At 73.1% G+C, this 19,351-nt stretch carries 21 protein-coding genes and 3 tRNA genes; 6 read left to right on the forward strand and 18 right to left on the reverse strand.

What is annotated here, in order from left to right; translation table 11 throughout:
• Nucleotides 1-45: 45 nt before the first annotated feature.
• From rplA to ABD671_RS14585, 5 genes are all read right to left on the reverse strand, one after another.
• Nucleotides 46-765 (reverse strand): 50S ribosomal protein L1, encoded by a 720-nt coding sequence (gene rplA, locus ABD671_RS14565; RefSeq protein WP_344734147.1) that lies wholly within the window; start codon nt 763-765, stop codon nt 46-48.
• 83 nt (nt 766-848) lie between these two features.
• Nucleotides 849-1,280 carry a 50S ribosomal protein L11 gene (rplK, locus tag ABD671_RS14570; protein WP_344734148.1) on the reverse strand — a complete coding sequence of 144 codons (432 nt, stop codon included), beginning with the start codon at nt 1,278-1,280 and terminating at the stop codon, nt 849-851.
• Nucleotides 1,281-1,469: 189 nt separating this feature from the next.
• A complete protein-coding gene (nusG, locus tag ABD671_RS14575; RefSeq protein ID WP_344734149.1) occupies nt 1,470-2,309 on the reverse strand; it encodes a transcription termination/antitermination protein NusG in 840 nt (279 codons plus the stop codon).
• A 67-nt stretch (nt 2,310-2,376) separates the two neighbouring features.
• On the reverse strand, nt 2,377-2,631 hold the full coding sequence (secE, locus tag ABD671_RS14580; protein WP_344734150.1) for a preprotein translocase subunit SecE: 255 nt from the start codon (nt 2,629-2,631) through the stop codon (nt 2,377-2,379).
• Between the two features lie 97 nt (nt 2,632-2,728).
• Nucleotides 2,729-2,801: transfer RNA gene (locus ABD671_RS14585), tRNA-Trp, on the reverse strand.
• Between the two features lie 124 nt (nt 2,802-2,925).
• Between ABD671_RS14585 and ABD671_RS14590 the strand changes: the two genes are divergently transcribed.
• From ABD671_RS14590 to ABD671_RS14600, 3 genes are read left to right on the forward strand one after another with little or no spacing between them, the layout of a single operon-like run.
• Nucleotides 2,926-3,981, forward strand: a complete 1,056-nt coding sequence (locus ABD671_RS14590; RefSeq protein WP_344734151.1) for an adenosine deaminase — start codon at nt 2,926-2,928, stop codon at nt 3,979-3,981.
• Nucleotides 3,978-4,556, forward strand: coding sequence for a DUF4190 domain-containing protein (locus tag ABD671_RS14595; protein WP_344734152.1), 579 nt, complete (start codon nt 3,978-3,980; stop codon nt 4,554-4,556). Before ABD671_RS14590 ends, ABD671_RS14595 begins: the two co-directional genes overlap by 4 nt.
• 27 nt (nt 4,557-4,583) lie before the next feature.
• Nucleotides 4,584-5,081 carry a hypothetical protein gene (locus tag ABD671_RS14600; protein ID WP_344734153.1) on the forward strand — a complete coding sequence of 166 codons (498 nt, stop codon included), beginning with the start codon at nt 4,584-4,586 and terminating at the stop codon, nt 5,079-5,081.
• A gap of 19 nt (nt 5,082-5,100) precedes the next feature.
• Here the strand turns inward: ABD671_RS14600 and ABD671_RS14605 are convergent, their stop codons facing one another.
• The 13 genes from ABD671_RS14605 to ABD671_RS14665 form a co-directional block, all read right to left on the reverse strand.
• Nucleotides 5,101-6,138, reverse strand: coding sequence for a UDP-N-acetylmuramate dehydrogenase (locus ABD671_RS14605; RefSeq protein WP_344734154.1), 1,038 nt, complete (start codon nt 6,136-6,138; stop codon nt 5,101-5,103).
• Nucleotides 6,131-6,535 (reverse strand): MaoC/PaaZ C-terminal domain-containing protein, encoded by a 405-nt coding sequence (locus tag ABD671_RS14610; RefSeq protein ID WP_344734155.1) that lies wholly within the window; start codon nt 6,533-6,535, stop codon nt 6,131-6,133. The genes ABD671_RS14605 and ABD671_RS14610 overlap by 8 nt, the downstream gene beginning before the upstream one ends.
• On the reverse strand, nt 6,532-6,933 hold the full coding sequence (locus ABD671_RS14615; RefSeq protein ID WP_344734156.1) for an FAS1-like dehydratase domain-containing protein: 402 nt from the start codon (nt 6,931-6,933) through the stop codon (nt 6,532-6,534). Before ABD671_RS14615 ends, ABD671_RS14610 begins: the two co-directional genes overlap by 4 nt.
• A 101-nt stretch (nt 6,934-7,034) precedes the next feature.
• Nucleotides 7,035-7,205 (reverse strand): 50S ribosomal protein L33, encoded by a 171-nt coding sequence (rpmG, locus tag ABD671_RS14620; RefSeq protein WP_185252483.1) that lies wholly within the window; start codon nt 7,203-7,205, stop codon nt 7,035-7,037.
• Between the two features lie 55 nt (nt 7,206-7,260).
• Nucleotides 7,261-7,337: transfer RNA gene (locus ABD671_RS14625), tRNA-Met, on the reverse strand.
• A gap of 31 nt (nt 7,338-7,368) precedes the next feature.
• Nucleotides 7,369-7,441: transfer RNA gene (locus ABD671_RS14630), tRNA-Thr, on the reverse strand.
• Between the two features lie 34 nt (nt 7,442-7,475).
• On the reverse strand, nt 7,476-8,909 hold the full coding sequence (locus ABD671_RS14635; protein WP_344734157.1) for an amidase: 1,434 nt from the start codon (nt 8,907-8,909) through the stop codon (nt 7,476-7,478).
• 41 nt (nt 8,910-8,950) lie between these two features.
• The gene (locus ABD671_RS14640; RefSeq protein ID WP_344734158.1) at nt 8,951-9,667 is read right to left on the reverse strand and encodes an LrgB family protein; all 717 of its coding nucleotides are present in this window, start codon (nt 9,665-9,667) and stop codon (nt 8,951-8,953) included.
• Nucleotides 9,664-10,011, reverse strand: a complete 348-nt coding sequence (locus ABD671_RS14645) for a CidA/LrgA family protein (RefSeq protein ID WP_344734159.1) — start codon at nt 10,009-10,011, stop codon at nt 9,664-9,666. Before ABD671_RS14645 ends, ABD671_RS14640 begins: the two co-directional genes overlap by 4 nt.
• 34 nt (nt 10,012-10,045) lie before the next feature.
• Nucleotides 10,046-11,413 carry an FAD/NAD(P)-binding protein gene (locus ABD671_RS14650; RefSeq protein ID WP_344734160.1) on the reverse strand — a complete coding sequence of 456 codons (1,368 nt, stop codon included), beginning with the start codon at nt 11,411-11,413 and terminating at the stop codon, nt 10,046-10,048.
• A gap of 63 nt (nt 11,414-11,476) precedes the next feature.
• Nucleotides 11,477-12,448 carry a pirin family protein gene (locus tag ABD671_RS14655; protein ID WP_344734161.1) on the reverse strand — a complete coding sequence of 324 codons (972 nt, stop codon included), beginning with the start codon at nt 12,446-12,448 and terminating at the stop codon, nt 11,477-11,479.
• Nucleotides 12,449-12,504: 56 nt separating this feature from the next.
• Entirely contained in the window at nt 12,505-14,892 is a 2,388-nt protein-coding gene (locus ABD671_RS14660; RefSeq protein WP_344734162.1) for an FdhF/YdeP family oxidoreductase, read from the reverse strand.
• A 230-nt stretch (nt 14,893-15,122) separates the two neighbouring features.
• Nucleotides 15,123-16,298, reverse strand: a complete 1,176-nt coding sequence (locus ABD671_RS14665; RefSeq protein WP_344734163.1) for a homogentisate 1,2-dioxygenase — start codon at nt 16,296-16,298, stop codon at nt 15,123-15,125.
• A gap of 69 nt (nt 16,299-16,367) precedes the next feature.
• Here ABD671_RS14665 and ABD671_RS14670 point away from each other — a divergent pair, with 69 nt between their 5' ends.
• The 3 genes from ABD671_RS14670 (at nt 16,368) to ABD671_RS14680 (ending at nt 19,342) form a co-directional block, all read left to right on the forward strand.
• Nucleotides 16,368-17,150 (forward strand): hypothetical protein, encoded by a 783-nt coding sequence (locus tag ABD671_RS14670; protein ID WP_344734164.1) that lies wholly within the window; start codon nt 16,368-16,370, stop codon nt 17,148-17,150.
• Entirely contained in the window at nt 17,147-18,355 is a 1,209-nt protein-coding gene (locus ABD671_RS14675) for a fumarylacetoacetate hydrolase family protein (RefSeq protein WP_344734165.1), read from the forward strand. Before ABD671_RS14670 ends, ABD671_RS14675 begins: the two co-directional genes overlap by 4 nt.
• A 99-nt stretch (nt 18,356-18,454) precedes the next feature.
• Entirely contained in the window at nt 18,455-19,342 is an 888-nt protein-coding gene (locus ABD671_RS14680; protein WP_344734166.1) for a hypothetical protein, read from the forward strand.
• The last annotated feature ends 9 nt before the right edge of the window (nt 19,343-19,351 follow it).

Consider the following 19,351-nt stretch of genomic DNA (forward strand, 5'->3'; position numbering starts at 1 on the left):
TCACCGCCCCTCGGGCGTTGTGCAGGAGCCCTGTCGGGCCGGAGGTCAGGCCGTGGCCTCGTCCTCGACCGCGACGTTGCGGGTGCGGTTGGGGTCGACCAGGATGCCCGGGCCCATGGTGGTGGACACGGTGACCTTCTTGACGTAGCGGCCCTTGGAGCTGGCCGGCTTGAGTCGCAGGACCTCCTCGAGCGCCGCGGCGTAGTTCTCCGCGAGCTGGACCTCGGAGAAGGAGGCCTTGCCGATGATGAAGTGCAGGTTCGCGTGCCGGTCGACCCGGAACTCGATCTTGCCGCCCTTGATGTCGGTGACGGCCTTGGCGACGTCGGGGGTGACGGTGCCGGTCTTCGGGTTCGGCATGAGGCCACGGGGGCCGAGGACGCGCGCGACGCGGCCGACCTTGCCCATCATGTCGGGGGTGGCGACGGCGGCGTCGAAGTCGGTCCAGCCGCCGGCGATGCGCTCGATGAGCTCGTCGCCACCGACGATGTCGGCGCCGGCGGCGCGGGCCTCGTCGGCCTTGTCGGCGTTCGCGAACACCAGGACGCGGACGGTCTTGCCGGTGCCGTGCGGCAGGCTGACGGTGCCACGGACGAGCTGGTCGGCCTTGCGGGGGTCGACGCCCAGACGCATGACGACGTCGACGGTCTCGTCGAACTTCTTCTTGCTGACGCTCTTGGCGAGCTTGATCGCGTCGAGCGGCGAGTAGATCTCGTTCTTGTCGAACGCCTCAGCCGCGGCGCGGTAGTTCTTGCTGCGCTGCATGGTGGTTCCTTCGTGTGCTCAGAGGAGAAGTGGTTGCCGGGCCAGCGCGGCCCTCCCACATGCCAGATGGATCCGGGGACGGATCAGGAGTCGACGGTGACGCCCATGGAGCGGGCGGTGCCCTCGACGATCTTCATCGCGGCGTCGACGTCGTTGGCGTTGAGGTCGGGCAGCTTGGTCTGCGCGATCTCACGGACCTGGTCGCGGGTGAGCTTGCCGACCTTGTCCTTGTGCGGAACCGAGGAACCCTTCGAGAGGCCGGCGGCCTTCTTGATCAGCTCCGAGGCCGGCGGGGTCTTGGTGACGAAGGTGAAGGTGCGGTCTTCGTAGATGGTGATCTCGACGGGGATCACGTTGCCGCGCATGGCCTCGGTCTGGGCGTTGTACGCCTTGCAGAAGTCCATGATGTTGACGCCGTGCGGACCCAGAGCGGTACCCACCGGCGGGGCCGGGGTCGCGGCGCCGGCCTGCAGCTGCACCTTGACCAGCGCAGCGATCTTCTTCTTGGGAGGCATGTGCCTGCTCCTCTTTCTTCTCGTGGTCGTCTGCGAGAACGCCGGGCGTTCTCTGCCACCTGATGCCGCCCGGCCGCGCCGGGCAACCTGACTAGTGTGCCGAAGCGCGCCCGTCGGCGCGAATCGGCGACGCGCCTGCTGGACGCCGTCGTCGAGACCAGCGGCCCGCCGGAGCGGGCCTGAGCCCGATCAGACGCGCTGGATCTGGCTGAAGCTCAGCTCGACGGGGGTCTCGCGGCCGAAGATCTCCACGAGCGCCTTGACGCGCTGCGACTCGGGGTTGATCTCGGTGATGGTCGCGTGCAGCGTGGCGAACGGACCGTCGACCACCATGACGCTGTCGCCGGTGGAGAAGTCGGCGACCTCGATCGGCTTCTTCGCCGTGACGGTGCCACCGGCGGGCGCGGTGCCCGCGGCGACGGCCTCGGCCTCGGCGCGCGCGACGACCGCGGGGGCGAGCATGTCCTCGACCTCGGTCATCGTCAGCGGCACCGGCTGGTGGCTGTTGCCGACGAAGCCGGTGACCGACGGCGTGTGCCGCACGGCCGACCAGGACTCGTCGGTGAGGTCCATGCGCACGAGCACGTAGCCGGGCAGGACGGTGCGCTTGACCATCTTGCGCTGACCGTTCTTGATCTCCGCGACCTCCTCGGTGGGGACCACGATCTCGTGGATGTAGTCCTCCATGTTGAGGGAGATGATGCGGTTCTCGAGGTTCTGCTTCACCCGGTTCTCCATGCCGGAGTAGGTGTGCACCACGAACCAGTCGCCGGGCTTGGCCCACAGCTCGCGCCGGAAGGCCTCGAGCGGGTCGTCCGCCTCGGCGTCGTCGGCGTCATCGGCCTCGTCCGCGGCGTCGACCTCGTCGACGGGAGCGTCGTCCGCGTCGTCCGCGTCGTCCGCGTCATCGGCGGGCGCGGCGTCGTCCTCGACGACGTCGGTCGCCTCGTCGGCGTCCTGCGGGGTCTCCTCGTCGAGGACGTCGACCGTCTCGAGGTCGGTCTCGGCGGGCTCGAACTGCTCGGTCACCACTGCTCCATCAAGGTCGTCGGGCGCGTCGTCGCGCCGGGGGCGGTCGGGGACGACCGCCGTCGGATCACTTCTTGCCGCTGCCGTCGAAGATCGCGAACGCCAGCTTGCCGAACCCGAGGTCGAGGGCCGAGACGATCGCCATCATCACGATGACGAAGACCATCACGACGATGAAGTAGGTCGTGAGCTGGTCGCGGGTCGGGTAGACGACCTTGCGGAGCTCGGCGACCACCTGACGGTAGAAGGTGGCCGGGCTCGTGCGCTTCTGCGCCGGGCGCGCGTTCGTGCGATCGCCTCGCACCGCCTTGCTGTCCGCCACGCCGTCACCTCTCTCGGATGGTCATCGTCGACCCGGTCGACCCGGGTGATTCGGTCCTCAGGCCGATCGGCCCGGGCTGGCCGGGCCGATCGATCTGCAGGGCACGAGGGACTTGAACCCCCAACCTTCGGTTTTGGAGACCGATGCTCTGCCAGTTGAGCTAGTGCCCTCCGTTGGTCGTCGCTTCCTGATCGCGGGCATGCCGAGGAAAGGGAGGAAGACCACCGCCGGGGAGTCTACGGGCCGGGGGTGACGCCGTCCAAACGCGGTGCCCGGCGTGCCTACGATGAGGCCATGACGGCCGGGCGCGACGTGCACACCCTGCCCAAGGCCCACCTCCACCTCCACTTCACCGGCTCGATGCGCCACGGGACGCTGCTCGAGCTCGCCGCGCGCGATCGCATCGCGCTGCCGGACTCCCTCGTGGAGGACTGGCCGCCGCAGCTCTCGGCCCACGACGAGAAGGGCTGGTTCCGCTTCCAGCGCCTCTACGACGTCGCCCGGTCGGTGCTGCGCACCGAGGACGACGTGCGGCGGCTGGTGCGCGAGGCGGCCGAGGACGACGTCCGCGACGGTGGCCGGTGGCTGGAGATCCAGGTCGACCCCAGCGGGTACGCCGCCCGCTTCGGCGGCATCTCCGCCTTCACCGATCTCGTGCTGGACGCCGTCGCCGAGGCGTCGCGGGAGACCGGGCTCGGGATGGCCGTCGTCATCGCCGCGAACCGCACGCGGCACCCGCTCGATGCCCGCACGCTCGCCCGGTTGGCCGCTCAGTACGCGGGCCGCGGGGTGGTCGGCTTCGGGCTGAGCAACGACGAGCGGCGTGGCCGCACCGAGGACTTCGCCGGCGCCTTCGCGATCGCCGAACGGGCCGGCCTGCTGCTCACCCCGCACGGCGGCGAGCTGCTCGGCCCCACGTCGGCCGCGACCTGCCTCGATGCGCTGCACGCCGACCGTCTGGGCCACGGCATCCGGGCCAGCGAGGACCCCGCCCTGCTCGAGCGCATCGCGACCGCCGGGGTGGCCCTCGAGGTGTGCCCGGTCTCCAACGTCGCCCTCGGCGTCTACAGCGACCTCACCTCGGTGCCCCTGCCGGTGCTGGTGGAGGCGGGCGTGCAGGTGGCGCTCGGAGCCGACGACCCGCTGCTCTTCGGCTCCCGACTGGCCGGGCAGTACGCCACCATGCGGGCCGCGCACGAGCTCGACGACGCAACGCTCGCCGAGCTGGCCCGCATGTCCATCCGCGCGAGCCGGGCGCCCTCGGACGTCGTCGCCCGCACCCTCGCCGACATCGACTCCTGGCTCGCGGCACCCGCTCCGGGCGCCGATGCTGGGAGGATGGCGCCGTGACGGACCAGCAGCCGCCCTCCCCCATCGACCCGCCGCCCTACGGCGCGCCGCCACCGCCGGGTCCGCCGCCGGGGCAGTCTCCCTACCCGTCCGGACCCGCCGGGCAGTACCCGCCGCCGAACCCGCACGGGTCGAACCCGTACGCACCGAACGCCCACCCCCAGCAGCCCTATCAGCAGCCTTACCAGCAGCCCTACCAGCAGCAGCCGCCCTACGGCGTCCCGCCGTACGGCTACGGCGCGCCGACGCCGCCCCCGCCCACCGACGGGCTCGCGCTGGCCTCGATGATCGTCGGGATCGTCTCCCTCGTGCTCGCCTGCGGCTACGGCATCGGCCTGCTCGGCTCGCCGGCGGCGCTGATCATGGGCCGCATCGCGGGCAAGCGCATCGACCGGTCGGACGGCGCCGTCGGCGGCAAGGGGTTCGCGCAGGCCGGGTTCATCCTCGGGATCATCGGCACCGTGCTGCTCGTCGTCGCGATCGTCATCGTGGTGGTGATCGCCATCGCGGTGGTCAACGGGTCCTTCGACGACTTCGAGACGACCTACTCCAGCTACTCCGGCCGCGGTCTGTGAGCAGCCGGTTCCCGGGAGCGTGACGCAGTGACGGAGAACCACCCCCAGCAGCCGGATCCCGCTCGCGGCCCGTTCGACCCGCCCGCCGCGGGCTCGCCGCCGCCACCGCCACCCCCACCGCCGTACGGGCAGGTTCCGCCCCCGGCCTACGGCCAGCAGCCCCACCCCCAGCAGCCCTACCCGCAGCAGCCGCCGTCGGGGTATCCGCCGCAGGCGTTCGGCCCCGGCCACCCCGGCCAGCCGGTGGGCTGGGTGCCGCCGCACCCGCAGGCGAACACCGCGCTCATCCTCGGCATCGTCGCGGTCTCGGGATTCGTGCTGTGCGGCCTGACGCTCCTCGTCGGCCCCTTCGCGTGGGCGACCGGCGCCCGGGTGCGCCGCGAGATCGACGCCGCGCCGTTGCAGTACGGCGGCCGCAGCGAGGCCGTCATCGGCATGGTGTGCGGGATCGTCGCGACCGCGGCGCTGGCCCTCGGCCTCCTCGGCCTGCTGTTCTTCCTGGGCGCCGTCGCCACGATGCGCTGACGGCGCGCGGCGGCGTGTCCTAGAGGGCGCACCCCACGAGCACGGGCTCGTTGACCAGCGTGATGCCGTAGCGCTCGCGGACGCCGTCGCGCACCTCGCGTGCCAGCGCGAGCAGGTCGGACGCCGTCGCCTCGCCCCGGTTGGTCAGCGCCAGGGTGTGCTTGCCCGAGAGCCGGGCCGCACCGGCGCCGTGCCCCTTGGCGAAGCCGGCGTGCTCGATGAGCCAGGCCGCGCTCGTCTTCACGGTGCCGTCGGGCTGCGGGTAGGCCGGGGCGCCTTCGGGGACGGCGTCGGGGTCGACGATCGGGTTGGTGAAGAACGATCCGGCGCTCCACGTGTCGTGGTCGTCGGCGTCGAGCACCATCCCCTTGCCCCGGCGCAGGGCCAGGACGGCGTCGCGCACCTGCGCTGCCGGCACGCGGCCGCCCGGCTCGACGCCCAGGGAGCGGGCGAGCTCCGCGTAGCGGACCGGAGCGCCGAGGGTGCCCACCCGGAACTGGAAGGTCACCTCGAGCACCACGAAACGCTCGGGCTCGGCCTTGAAGCGCGAGTGGCGGTAGGCGAAGCCGCAGTCGGCGGCGGGCAGGGTGCGCACGGTGCGGTCGCGGCGGTCCCAGGCCCGCACCGAGGCGATGGTGTCGGCGACCTCCTGGCCGTAGGCGCCGACGTTCTGGATCGGGGTGGCTCCCACGCTGCCGGGGATGCCGGCCAGGGCCTCGATGCCGATCCAGCGGTCGGCCACCGCCCGGGCGACGAGGTCGTCCCAGGTCTCCCCCGCCGCGACCCGCACGAGCACGCCGCCGCAGGTGACGGCGTCCTCGCCCTCGACGTCGGGGTGGACGCCGCGCGTGGCGACGTGCACGACCCGGCCGGGGAAGCCCGCGTCGGCGACCAGCAGGTTGCTGCCGCCCCCGACCACGAGCACCGGCGTACGGGCGTCGTCGGCGTCACGGACGGCCGCGACCAGCTCGTCCTCGGTCGTGGCCGTGACGAACTCCTGCGCCGGCCCGCCCACCCGCAGCGTGGTCAGCGAGGCGAGCAGCACGGGGTCAGGCACGGACGACCGCCTTGGGCATGCCCAGCACCTTGCTGCCGCCGCAGGTGACCTCCAGCGCGATCGTCACCAGGTCGCCGTCGCGCTTGGCGACGCGTCCGGCGATCTCGACGATCACGCCGGCGTCGTCGTCGGGGACGACGATCGGGGCGGTGAACTTGCAGCCGAGCTCGACCACCTCGGCCTGCTCGGTCCAGGTCGCCACGGCACGGGCGGCCAGGGCCATGGTGAACATGCCGTGCGCGATGACCCCGGGCAGCCCGACGGCGGTGGCGATGCGGTCGGACCAGTGGATCGGGTTGAAGTCGCCGCTCGCGCCGGCGTAGCGCACCAGGTCGGCGCGGCGCACCGGATAGGTCTGCGTCGGGAGGGTCTGGTCGACCTCGAGCGGGGCGCTCATGCCTCGGCTCCACGGTGGACGAGGGTGGCGGTGGTGGTGCACACCAGCTCGCCGGCGGCGTCGGTGATGAGGCTGCGGGTGCCGATGATGTCGTTGCCGGCCATCGACCGCACCGAGGCCACCGCGAGGGTGGCGCTGAGGACGTCGCCGGGCACGACCGGCCGCTCGTAGGCGAACCGCTGCTCGCCGTGGACGATGCGCGCGAGCTCGACCCCGACGTCGTCCAGGAAGGCGTTCATCGCCTCGAAGGCCAGCACGATCGGGAAGGTGGCCGGCACCGGGCCGCCGTCCCACGAACCGCCGGTGGCCTCGGCGAACGCGCGGATGCGTTCCTCGGTGACCGGGTAGGGACGGGTCGGCGGGAAGGTGCGGCCGACCAGGTCTGCGTCGACGGGCATGCGACCAACCTACGCGGCCGGGGCCGGGGAGGCGCAGTCCGCGGGAACGCACGAGGCCCCCGGCGGTTCGCCGGGGGCCTCGTGGAAGAGATGCGCTGTGATCAGCGGGTCTCGCGGTGCGCGGTGTGGGTGCGGCACCGGGGGCAGAACTTCGCCAGCTCCAGACGGTCGGGGTCGTTGCGGCGGTTCTTCTTGGTGATGTAGTTCCGCTCCTTGCAGTCCACGCAGGCGAGCGTGATCTTGGGGCGAACGTCAGAGCTCTTGCTGGCCACGGGAAGTCCTTGCTCGGTATCGGTTGCTGCGGGGTGATCCGCCGGGGCGGCTGGTTGGTAGCGGGGGCGGGACTCGAACCCGCGACACCACGATTATGAGCCGTGTGCTCTAACCACCTGAGCTACCCCGCCACACGGGTCGGGCCCGGAGGCCTTCTCCCAGAGCCCCTTTACGGAATCGAACCGTAGACCTTCTCCTTACCATGGAGACGCTCTGCCGACTGAGCTAAAGGGGCAACGAGCGAGAACAGTACACAACGCCCGCGGGATCTAAAAATCGCCGTCGCGCCTCTCGACGGGGGTCTGCGCGAGGCTCGCGAAGGGTGCGATCCGCTCCAGTTCGTAGGCGAGTTCGAGCAGCCGCGCCTCGCGTCCGAGACCGGCGGTGAGCATGACGCCGAGCGGCAGTCCGTCGGCGTCCGTCGCCAGCGGCAGGGAGATCGCGGGGTCGCCGGTGACGTTCGCCAACGGCGTGAAGGCCACCCAGTCCAAGAGCCGTTCGACGACCACCTCGTAGGGCTGGGTGGGGTCGAGGTGACCGACCCGCGGCGTAGAGGTCGCCAGGGTCGGGGTGAGGACGGCGTCGTAGCGCTCGAAGAACGCCGCCGACCGCGCCGGGGCGCGCCGGAGCCGGGTGATCGCGCCGGGGAGCCGGTGCAGGTGGCGGCGGGTGTGCCGCTCCAGGCCGCGGGTGAGGTTGTCGGTGCGTCCGGCGTCCCAGGTCGGACCGAAGGTGAACCGGCCGCCGCGCACGATCGCCAGCGCGAGCAGGCCCCAGTAGAGGAGGAAATCGTCGGGGAATCCGGCCTCGACGGGGAGGTCGGCGACCTCCTCGACGTGGTGCCCGGCCCCGTGGAGCAGGTCGGCGACGGCGCGGACGGCGTCCGCGACCTCCGGGTCGGCGGCCCGCTGGAGGCCGGTGGTGTTGACCGCGATGCGCAGCCGCGCCTTCCCCGGGCGGGTGATGTCGCCGATCGGGGGCAGCCGCAGGGTGCGGTACGCCTTCTCGGCCTCGCGCAGGAACGCGGCGGTGTCGCGCACGGTGCGGGTGACGACGCCGTCGGCCACGATGCGCACCGGCATCTGTCGGCTCAGGGCGTCCTGGGCGAGGCGGTCGCGGCTGGGCTTGAGGCCGACGAGCCCGTTGACGGCCGCCGGGATGCGGATCGAGCCGCCGCCGTCGTTGGCGTGGGCGATCGGGACGGCGCCCGCCGCGACCAGCGCCGCGGAGCCCGCCGAGCTCGCGCCCGCGACGCGGGTGGTGTCCCAGGGGCTGCGCACCGGGCCGAGACGCGGGTGCTCGGCCGCCGCGGAGAAGCCGAACTCCGAGAGCTGGGACTTGCCGATCGGCACGAGGCCGGTGGCGAGGAACGTGCGGGCGAAGTCGCCGTCCTCGGTGTGCACCTTCGAGACGAAGGCGTCGCAGCCCTGCTGGGTGGGCATGCCGGCGACGTCGACGTTGTCCTTGATGAGGGTCGGGACGCCGGCGAAGAACCCGACGCCCGGACGGGCGGCCTGCTCGCGGGCCCGGTCGTAGGCGCGGTGGGCCAGGGCGCCGAGCGGGGCGGCGACCACCTCGGTGCGGGCGATGGCGGCCTCGACGAGGTCGGGGGCGGAGACTCGTCCCTCCCGGAGGGCCTCGACGAGACCGACGGCGTCGAGGTCGCCGAGGGCGTCGTCCCCGAAGGCGTGGATGCGCGACATGCCGGGACTCTAGCCACCACCCTCGAGGAGCGGCGGGCGTGTCAGAGGACGGTGAACAGCAGCCAGGCCAGCGCCGGCATCAGCAGGCTGGTGACCAGGGCGGTGAGCCCCATCCCAAGCCCGGAGAAGGCACCCTCGGCCGGGCTCTCGTGCAACGCGCGGGCGGTGCCGATGCCGTGGGAGACCGACCCGATGGCCAGTCCGCGGGCGCGGTCGTCGCGGACCCGGGCCCAGGTGAGCACCGTGGGGGCGGCGATCGCGCCGAGGATGCCGACCATGATCGTCAGCGCCGCCGACAGCGGCGGGATGCCGCCGAGGGTCTGCGACAGCGCGAGCGAGACGGGGGTCGTGGTGGCCTTGGGCGCCATGGTGCGTTGCAGCACCTCGGCGCCGCCGGCCAGCCGGACGAGCAGGACGCCGGCGGCGACCGAGACGACCGCACCGACGGCGACGGTCGCGATCAGGGGGACGACGAACCCCTTGAGCCGGTGGGCCTGTCGGTGCAGCGGCACGGCGAGCGCGACGGTGGCCGGGCCCAGCCAGAAGGTGATGAGCGAGACGTCGCCGAGGTAGGTGTCGTAGTCGACGTCGAGCAGGGCGATCGTCGGCGCGACGACCGCGATGGCCACGACCACCGGCTGCGCGAGCGGATGGCCCTTCGTGCGGTCGCGCACCTCGCAGCCGACCAGGTAGCCGACCACCGTGACGAGCACGAGGACCAGCGGGGAGTGCCGCAGGAAGTCGACGGCGTCGCTCACGACGCGCTCCGGCGTCCGAGCAGGGTCGCGCTCCAGCCGACCGCGACCAGCCCGAGCACCCAGGACCCGACCAGGCCGAGGGCCACCGGGACGGCGTCGGCGCGCAGGGTCGAGACGTAGGCGACGATGCCGACCCCGGCCGGCACGAAGAGCAGTTGCATGTGGCGCAGCAGCACGTCGGCGGCGCGGACGACGTCGGCGCCCGAGCCGATCCGCCGCCACTGGAGGACGGCGAAGAGCAGCAGCATGCCGACCACCGCACCGGGCACCTCGACGTGCGCCAGGCGCACCAGGACCTCCCCGATCAGCTGGCAGACGAGGAGCCAGGCGAGTCCACGAAGCATGCGCGCAGTCTCGCAGGGCGGCGCGGGGACGGGCTCACGCGGCGCCCTCGCAGACCGCTCCCCCGGCCCGCACGTGGGCGGCGAAGGCGGCGGCCTGGACCCGGATCTCCGGGACGGCGGTGGACTCGTAGAGCGTGCCCTTGCGGGGCGGGCCGACGGTGAACAGACCGGGCACGAGATTGCCGTCGGCGTCGAGGACGGCCCCTTCGGCGGTGGTGGCGATGCCCAGGCGCAGCGGATCGGGGGCGATGGTGCGCCGCTCGAGCAGGCGGTCGAGGAGCGGGTCGCCGAGCCGGGTCACGTCGGTGAGCGGGCCGGTGCAGTTGACGATGGCGTCGGCGAGCACCGACCCGTCACCGGGGAGCGCCACGCGGGCGCGGGCCCCCTCGTCGGCGACCGAGCCGAGCCCGCCGCCGACCAGCTCGAGGCGTCCCTCGGCCCGGAAGGCGGCGATGCGGGCGCCGACCTCGGGGGCCATGCGGTGGCGGTGGGTCTCCCACTCGCGCGCGTGGACGGCGAGGAAGCGGCGGCGCTCGTCGAGGTCGAGGCGACGCCAGATCGACTGCGTGGCACCGCGCAGACCGTCGACGACCGAGCGCCAGTCGACGTCGCGCCGGGCGGCGGCGCGGATCTGGGCCTGCACCAGCTCGGCGACGTCGTCGGCACGGAGAGGGCCCGACGGGACGGGCGTGACCCAGGAGGTGCCGGTCTCGACGACGTGGCTGCGGGGCAGGAGGCCCGAGCGGCTGATCATGACGGCGCGGCGACGCGGGGCGCCGTCCAAGGCGGTGATGACGGTGTCGACGGCGGTGAGTCCGGAGCCGACGACGACCACGGTGGCGTCGTCGGGCAGCGCGTCGAGGGCCGCGAGACGCCATGGGTCGGCGAGGTGCCACGGCGCGTCGGGCAGCGGCTCGCCGGCACCGTCGACGAGGGCGCGCGGGGTGGCGTTGCCGTGGGCCAGGACGACGTGGTCGGCGAGATGGGTCTGCTCCCCCGCCTGCACGCGCCACCGGCCGGAGGGGTCGCGCTCGAGGTCGCTCACCCGGGCCGGGACGACGCGCAGGCGCGGCGCGATCTCGGCCAGCAGGCTGTCGAGGTAGGCGGCGTACTCACGGCGCGGCAGGAACGTGGTGGGGGTGATCGCGCGGCCGGTGCTCTCGGCCCACTCGACGAGGTGGTTGGGCTCGTCGGGCAGGGCGCTCATGCCGATGGCGCGCACGTTGAGCAGGTGGCGCGGGTCGGTCGTCGCGTAGGCGATGCCGCGACCGGGCGTGCCGGAGGCCTCGAAGAGCAGGACGTCGAGGTCGGGCTCGTCGGCGCCGCGGGCGCGCAGCAGGTGGTAGGCGGTCAGGGTGCCGCTGGCACCGCCTCCGATGATCGCGACAGTCGCCGTTGCCATACGGCAAACCGTACTCACTCCATGGAGTTTGTCGGTTATTCCCGATCGACTCGAAAGGGTGGGTCAGGAGCGCCGGCGCAGCCGGACGTTCGGCAGCTCGGGCGCCGGGATGCGCTCCTGGTCGCCGGCGACCACGCCGAAACGCCCCGGGGCGTCGCGCCCACCGGCGACCTGCGCCTGCCAGGCGTCGCGGTACCCGACGATCTCGTCGTGGTCGCGGCCGATGAAGTTCCAGAACATGACGATCTCCTCGCCGAAGGGCGGGCCGCCGAGCAGCAGGAGCCGGGCGCCGTCGGACCCCGCCCGCAGGCGCAGAGCGTCGCGGCCGGGGGCGAGGTAGCCGAGGTCGGCGGGCTGCAACGGCGTCCCGTCGACGGTCAGGGAGCCGGTGTCGAGCAGCACGCCCAGCTCGTGGTCGGGCGGCACCGGGACGACGACCTCGGCCTCGGCGGCGAGCACCAGTTCGGCCCCCAGCAGCGGGGTGTGGGTGGCGACCGGCGAGACCGAGCCGAGCAGCGAGCCGAGGAAGACCCGCGCCTCGTACCCCGGACCCTGCACGGCGTCGGGCGCGTAGTGGTCGAAACCGGGGTCGGTGTCGCGGGCGGCGTCGGGCAGGGCCACCCACAGCTGCGCCCCGTGCAGCACGGTGGCGGCAGGGGTGGAGTTCTCCGAGTGGCTGATGCCGCGACCGGCGGTCATGAGGTTGAGCTCGCCGGGCCGCACGAGCGCCTCGTTGCCGGCGCTGTCGCGGTGCTCGACCTCGCCGGTGAACAGCCAACTGACGGTCTGCAGGCCCGTGTGCGGGTGGGGCGCGACGACCATGCCGCCGGTCTCGGCGACGTCGTCGGGGCCGTAGTGGTCGACGAAGCACCACGCGCCGATGAGGGTGCGCTGCCGGGAGGGCAGCGCCCGGCGCACCGTCATCGCGCGCGGACCGCCGAGCGGCACCAGCCGCGGAGGCAGGACTTGGACGGCGGGGGTGGCCGGACCGGCCGCGCAGGGGATCTCCGACGGCGTCGTGTCGAGGTCGCTCACGGCGTCCAGCCTGCCACCCGCGCCGCAGCGGCGGCAGGCCAGGCTGGGTCCGATCGTCAGCTCTCCTGCACGGGATCGGTGTCGCGCTTGGCGCGGGCGTCGTCGCCGGTGTGGTGGCTGATCGACCCCGCGTCGCTGGGCACCCAGCCCGTCGAGGTCGAAGCCTCCAGCCGCACGATGATCGACTTGAAGGCCGGTTGGTTGCTGCCGTCGGCCTTGTGGGCGAGCGGGATGAGCGGATTCGTCTCGGGGTAGTACGCCGCCGCGCAGCCGCGGGGCTGCTCGTAGGGGACGACGCGGAACGCCGGCGCACGGCGCACAGAGCCGTCGCGCCATTCGCTCACCAGATCGACCATCGAGCCCTCCCCGAACCCCAGGGCCGCGATGTCGTCGGGGTGCACGAACACGACCCGGCGTCCGCCCTTGATGCCGCGGTAGCGGTCGTCGAGCCCGTAGATCGTGGTGTTGAACTGGTCGTGCGAGCGCATGGTCTGCAGCAGCAGTCGCCCCTCGGGCACCTCCAGCACCTCGAGCGGGGTGGCGGTGAAGACCGCCTTGCCGACCGCTGTCGGGAAGCTGCGGCTGTCGCGCGGCGGGTGCGGCAGCACGAACCCGCCCGGCTGCTCGACGAGGACGTCGTAGTCCTCGCAGCCCGGGGCGACCTTCGCGATGCGACGGCGGATCTCGGTGTAGTCGGAGCGGAACGCCGTCCACGGCAGCGAGCCGGTGACGTCGCTGCGCCCGGCCAGGGTGGCCTCGGCCATGCCGCAGACGATGTCGACCTCCGAGCGCAGGTGCTCCGAGGCCGGCGCGAGCGGGCCCTGCGAGGCGTGGACCGCGCTCATGGAGTCCTCGACGGTGACCCGCTGCGGGCGGCCGCCGGTGCGGTCCTTCTCGCTGCGCCCGAGCGCGGGGAGGATCAGCGCCTCGCGCCCGTGGACGACGTGGGAGCGGTTGAGCTTGGTCGAGACGTGCACCGTCAGCTCGGCGTTGCGCAGCGCCTGCTCGGTGACCTGGGTGTCGGACATCGCGGAGACGAAGTTGCCGCCCATGCCGACGAACACCTTCGCCTCGCCGTCGAGCAGCGCCTGGACGGCGGCCACGGCGTCGTAGCCGTGCTCACGCGGCGGCTCGAAGCCGAACTGGTCGCGCAGGTTGTCGAGGAAGGTCTCGGTGGGCTTCTCCCAGATGCCCATCGTGCGGTCGCCCTGCACGTTGGAGTGGCCGCGCACGGGGCACAGGCCCGCGCCGGGCTTGCCGATGTTGCCCTGAAGGAAGGCCAGGTTGGCGAGCTCCTTGACCGTCGAGACGCCGTTGTGGTGCTGGGTGATGCCCATCGCCCAGCACAGCACGGTGGCGTCGGAGTCGGCGAACATGCGGGCCGCCTCCTCGATCTGCGCACGGGTCAGCCCGGTGGCGCGCAGGACGGCGTCCCAGTCGAGGTCGCGCAGGCCGGCGGCGTACTCCTCGAAGCCGTGCGTGTACTGCGCGACGAAGTCGTGGTCGACGGCGTCCCACTCGAGCAGGAGGGCGCCGATGGCCTGGAAGAGAGCGAGGTCGCCGTTGATGCGCACCGGCAGGTGCAGGTCGGCGATGCCGGTGCCGTTGCCCAGCACGCCGCGCGGCTTCTGCGGGTTCTTGAACCGCACCAGGCCCGCCTCGCGCAGCGGGTTGATCGCGATGATGCGGGCGCCGTTGCGCTTGGCGATCTCGAGCGCGGAGAGCATGCGGGGATGGTTGGTGCCCGGGTTCTGGCCCGCGACGACGATGAGCCGCGCGTCGTGGATGTCCTCGAGGCTGACCGAGCCCTTGCCGATGCCGATCGTCTCGGCCAGGCCGACCGAGGTCGACTCGTGGCACATGTTCGAGCAGTCGGGCAGGTTGTTGGTGCCGTAGGCGCGCACGAAGAGCTGGTAGGCGAAGGCGGCCTCGTTGGAGACCTTGCCGGAGGTGTAGAAGATCGCCTCGTCGGGGCTCGACAGGCCGGTGAGATGGCGCCCGATCGTGGCGAAGGCGTCGTCCCAGGTGATCGGCTCGTAGTGGGTGGCGCCGGGCCGCAGCACCATCGGCTCGGTGATGCGCCCCTGCTGGCCCAGCCAGTAGTCGCTGCGCTGCGCCAGCTCGGCGATGGGGTGGGCGGAGAAGAACTCCGCGCCGATGCGGCGGGTGGTGGCCTCCTCGGCCACCGCCTTCGCGCCGTTCTCGCAGAACTCCGCCGTGTGGCGGTGCTTCGGGTCGGGGTCGGGCCACGCGCAGCCCTGGCAGTCGAACCCCTCGACCTGGTTGAGCTTGAGCAGGGTGCGCGCCGTGCGGCTCACGCCCATCTGCTCATAGGCGTGCTTCATCGCCACCGCCACCGCGGTGACCCCCGCCGCCGCGTGGGCGGTGCCGCCGGCCTCGAGACGGGTCTCGTCGATGTCCTGGACGGGCGGCTTGCGACTCATGTCACCCATCCTGGCGCGGGGTCGGGCGTCGTCCCAGCCCTGGAGGGTGGGGCGGGGTGCTGCGGACTCGCCTGCCGGATGTGACCAGCGGGGCCGATGGGACTCTGCGAACAAGATTGGTCAGCTGAGTCTGTCGGGTCGTGACGCAAGTCTTGCCTGACCAATGGCAGGAGTCACCGGGCGCCCGGTGACTCCTGACGCCGACCCTCACCGGCCCCTCCCGGGCGCCGTCACTCCAACCGCCGCCCGGCCCACGACCACGCGTAGGCGGGATCCTCCACCGCGAGCCCGCCCTCGCCGAGTTCGAGGGGGGCGAAGGTGTCGACCATGACGGCGGTCTCCTCGAAGCGCTCGGCGCCGAGCGAGGCCTCGATGGCCTGCGGTTGCGGACCGTGGGCGTGCCCGCCGGGGTGCAGGCTGATCGAGCCGATGCCGATGCCCGAGCCCTTGCGGGCCTCGTAGTCGCCGGCGACGTAGAACATCACCTCGTCGCTGTCGACGTTGGAGTGGTAGTAGGGCACCGGCACCGCGAGCGGGTGGTAGTCGACCTTGCGCGGCAGGAACGCGCAGATGACGAAGCGGTCGCCCTCGAAGACCTGGTGCACCGGCGGCGGCTGGTGCAGCTTGCCGGTGATCGGCATGTAGTCCTCGATGTTGAGGGTGTAGGGGTAGAGGCAGCCGTCCCAGCCGACGACGTCGAAGGGGTGGGTGTCGTAGGTCAGCCGCGTGCCGACGATGCCGCCGCCGGCACGGTGCCGCACCAGCACCTCGACGTCGCCGCCCTCGACGAGCAGCGGCTCGGACGGCGCGCGCAGGTCGCGCTCGCAGTAGGGCGCGTGCTCGAGGAACTGCCCGTAGCGGGAGAGGTAGCGGCGCGGGGGCGCGATGTGGCCCGAGGCCTCGGCGATATAGAGACGGCTCGGCTCGGCGGGCACCCAGCGGTGCGTGGTGGCGCGCGGGACGACGACGAAGTCGCCGGCGCGGTAGGGCAGCGCACCGAAGACGGTCTCGACCATGCCGGAACCGGCCTCGACGAACACGCACTCGTCGCCGACGGCGTCGCGGAACAGGGCCGAGGGCGCCGTGCCGGTGATGACGTAGGAGAGGCGGACGTCGTGGTTGCCGAGCACGAGGCGGCGCCCGGTGACGGCGTCCTCACCCGTGACGAGGTCGTGCAGGCGCAGGTGCCGCGGCTTGAGCGGGTGCGCCGGCGTGAGCCGCTGGTCGGGGAGCTCCCAGACCTCGGAGGCGACGATCGCCGAGGGCACCCCGCGGTGGTAGAGCAGCGAGGAGTCGGAGGAGAATCCCTCCTCGCCCATCAGCTCCTCGTAGCGCAGGCGACCCTGGTCGTCGCGGTGCTGGGTGTGGCGGTGCCGGGGCAGGTCGCCGACCTGGCGGTAGTACATGGGTCCCTCCGGGGTGTTCGATAAACGGACGCCTCTGTTCGCTATCCAGAACATGGTTACAGTACGCGCGTGCCCACGCCAAGCTCCGCCGGACTCCTCGGCCTGACCGGGCTCCTCGACCTCAGCGGCCACTCCCCCGCCCTCGACCCGCGCTGGATCGGACGCCGGTGCGTCGACGACGTCGACCTCCCCGGCCATGAGGACGACGGGCCGGTGCTCGTCACCGTCACCGGCGGCGCGGGACAGGTCGTCGGCGCGGCGCGTGCCGCCGCCGATCGCGACGCCGTCCTGCTGGTGCCGCTGCGCGACCTCGACGACCTGGGCGGCAACGCCCGGCGGGTGTGCGCCGCCGCCGCGGGCGTCGTCGAGGAGGAGCGGCTGCTGCTCGGCCTGCCCGCCGGCGAGCCCCGCGGCGGCTGGCTGGCCGCCGCCGACGAGGCCGCCGCGTGCGGCTACGGGCTCGCGCTGCGCAGCGCCGGCCCCGCCGGGCCACTGCCCGTCGACGTCGTGGTCGACCTGCTCGAGGCGGCCCTCGACCGCGAGTGCCCGGTGCACTGGCGCGGACCGCACCCGCTGCTGCCGGGCGGGAGCGCCACCGGCGGCATCGACGCCACAGAGGGCACCGGGCACCCTGCGCTCGCGCTGCTGCTCGCCACCGCCGCGGCCTGGGACGGCGACGACCCGCGCGCCGTCCTGAGCGCCGACGCCGCCGCACTGCTGGCCGCTGCCACGGCCCGCGAGACCGCACAGCCGGGCGATCTCGCGCGCGCCCGGCGCTGGTGCCGCGGCGTCGGGGTCGACGCGACGGCCGTCGCGGCCGAGATCGCCGCTCGTCCGGAGCTCTCGGCATGAGCGCACCGACGACGTGCTGGGTGCCGGGCGCCGCCGGCTCCGGCTTCGACGTCGACCACCTCCCCTGGGGCCTCGCCGAGCTGCCCGGCCTCGGGCCGCGGCCGGTGGTGCGCATCGGCGAGCACGCCCTCGATCTCGCCGGCATCGCCGAGCACCTGCCGGCGTCGGGACGCGCGGCCCTCGCCGCACCGACCCTCGACACGCTCCTGGCACTGCCGGCCGACGAGCTCGCCGCCCAGCGGGACGCCGTCCGCGAGCTGCTCACCGACCCGGCGCACCGCCCGCTCGTCGCGCCCCATCTCCACCCTCTGGCCGGAATCTCCCTGCGACTGCCGATCACCGTCGCCGACGTCGTCGACTTCTACGCCTCCGAGCACCACGCCACCCGGGTCGGCTCGATCTTCCGGCCCGACGGCCCCGCGCTGCCCCAGGCCTGGAAGCACCTGCCGATCGGCTACCACGGACGCGCGGGCAGCGTGGTGGTGTCGGGGACGCCGATCCGGCGGCCCGCGGGCCAGCGGCGGGGCGCACCCGGCTCCGGGCCCACCTTCGGCCCCAGCGAGCGCCTCGATCTGGAGGCCGAGGTCGGCTTCGTGGTCGGGCGCCCTTCTGTACTCGGACGACCCGTGCCGGTGACCGCCCTCGCCGACCACGTCGTCGGCGTGGCGCTGGTCAACGACTGGTCGGCGCGCGACCTCCAGGCCTGGGAGTACGTGCCGCTCGGCCCCTTCCTCGGCAAGTCGTTCGCCACCTCGATCGCGGCCTGGATCACCCCGCTCGCCGCCCTCGAGGCGGCCTGGACCGACCCGCCGGCGCAGAGCCCCGAGCCGCTGCCCTACCTGCGCCCGGCCGGCCGCGGACTCGACCTCGCGCTCGAGGTGCTCCTCGACGGCGAGGTCGTCGCGCGCCCGCCGTTCGCCAGCACGTACTGGACGCCGTCCCAGATGCTCGCGCACCTGACCTCCAACGGCGCCGCGGTGCGCACCGGCGACCTGTTCGCCTCCGGCACCGTCAGCGGGCCCGGGGACGACGAGCGCGGATGCCTCCTCGAGCTGACCCGCGGCGGCACCGTCCCCCTGCCCGATGGCCGCACGTGGCTCACCGACGGCACGGAGGTCACGGTGCGGGCGAGCGCGCCCTCGACGAGCGGCGGACGACTGCACCTGGGCGAGGTGAGCGGCCGCATCGTCGGATCAGGGCTCTGAGGACACCCGCAACGGCCTCGGAAGTCGGTGCCACCACCGTGGTCGGAGGGCCCGTCGAGCCACTAGGGTCGGGAGTCCCGCCAGAGACGAGGAGGCACCATGTCGTCGTACGACCCGCCCACCCCGCCGCCGCCGGGAGGCGATGGAGCCGCCGGAGGCGACGTCCCTCCGCCGCCCCCGCCGCCCCCGCCCAGCTACGGCGGCGCGACGCCGCCCCCGCCGGACTACGGGAACGCGGCCCCGCCTCCTCCGCCGCCCCCGGGTGGCGCGTACCCGCCGCCGCCCGGCGGCGGCTTCCCGCCGCCGCCCGCGCCCGGCGCCTACGGCGCACCGACCCCCGGCTCGGGCTGGGACCTCGGCACCGCGTTCTCCTTCGGCTGGAACGCCTTCACCAAGAACGCCGGCCCGGTCATCGGCGCGTTCGTGCTCGGCATCGTCGTCTACGGCGTCCTCGTCGGACTCGGCACGGTGCTGCGCCTCGCGGTCGGTGACAGCCTGATCGCCCAGCTCGTCGGACAGGGCCTGAGCCTCGGCTTCTACACGATCGCCGGCACGATCGTCGGCGGCCTGTTCGCCCAGGCCGCACTGCCCGTGGCCGACGGTCAGAAGTTCGAGTTCTCGCGCTTCACCGACTTCTCCAAGGTCGGCGACCTGGCCGTCGTGGGCCTGATCAGCGGCGCCATCACCCTGGTCGGCACGATCCTGTGCTTCCTGCCGGGCATCATCGCCGGCTACCTGCTCAGCTACGCCGCCTACTTCGTGGTCGACCAGAACCTCAGCGGCGTCGACGCCCTGAAGGCGAGCTTCGAGTTCTGCAAGAACAACCTCGGCAGCACGATCGTGTGGTGGCTGCTGAGTTCGATCGTCGCCGGCCTGGGCATCTGCCTGTGCGGCGTCGGCGTCCTGGTGACCGCGCCGATCGCGCTGTTCGGCACGGTCTACACCTTCCGGGTGCTCCAGGGTCGTCCGGTGGTCATGCCGTCCTGACCCGGCCTG

Source organism: Nocardioides fonticola, assembly GCF_039536805.1.
GTDB lineage: Bacteria > Actinomycetota > Actinomycetes > Propionibacteriales > Nocardioidaceae > Nocardioides > Nocardioides fonticola.

Excerpts from the sequence above, each read along its gene's own strand:
- rplA (WP_344734147.1), bottom strand. The coding sequence starts at position 765 with ATGCAGCGCAGCAAGAACTACCGCGCCGCGGCTGAGGCGTTCGACAAG.
- rplK (WP_344734148.1), bottom strand. The coding sequence starts at position 1,280 with ATGCCTCCCAAGAAGAAGATCGCTGCGCTGGTCAAGGTGCAGCTGCAG.
- ABD671_RS14590 (WP_344734151.1), top strand. The coding sequence starts at position 2,926 with ATGACGGCCGGGCGCGACGTGCACACCCTGCCCAAGGCCCACCTCCAC.
- ABD671_RS14610 (WP_344734155.1), bottom strand. The coding sequence starts at position 6,535 with ATGAGCGCCCCGCTCGAGGTCGACCAGACCCTCCCGACGCAGACCTAT.
- ABD671_RS14615 (WP_344734156.1), bottom strand. The coding sequence starts at position 6,933 with ATGCCCGTCGACGCAGACCTGGTCGGCCGCACCTTCCCGCCGACCCGT.
- ABD671_RS14635 (WP_344734157.1), bottom strand. The coding sequence starts at position 8,909 with ATGTCGCGCATCCACGCCTTCGGGGACGACGCCCTCGGCGACCTCGAC.
- ABD671_RS14645 (WP_344734159.1), bottom strand. The coding sequence starts at position 10,011 with ATGCTTCGTGGACTCGCCTGGCTCCTCGTCTGCCAGCTGATCGGGGAG.
- ABD671_RS14650 (WP_344734160.1), bottom strand. The coding sequence starts at position 11,413 with ATGGCAACGGCGACTGTCGCGATCATCGGAGGCGGTGCCAGCGGCACC.
- ABD671_RS14660 (WP_344734162.1), bottom strand. The coding sequence starts at position 14,892 with ATGAGTCGCAAGCCGCCCGTCCAGGACATCGACGAGACCCGTCTCGAG.
- ABD671_RS14665 (WP_344734163.1), bottom strand. The coding sequence starts at position 16,298 with ATGTACTACCGCCAGGTCGGCGACCTGCCCCGGCACCGCCACACCCAG.
- ABD671_RS14675 (WP_344734165.1), top strand. The coding sequence starts at position 17,147 with ATGAGCGCACCGACGACGTGCTGGGTGCCGGGCGCCGCCGGCTCCGGC.
- ABD671_RS14680 (WP_344734166.1), top strand. The coding sequence starts at position 18,455 with ATGTCGTCGTACGACCCGCCCACCCCGCCGCCGCCGGGAGGCGATGGA.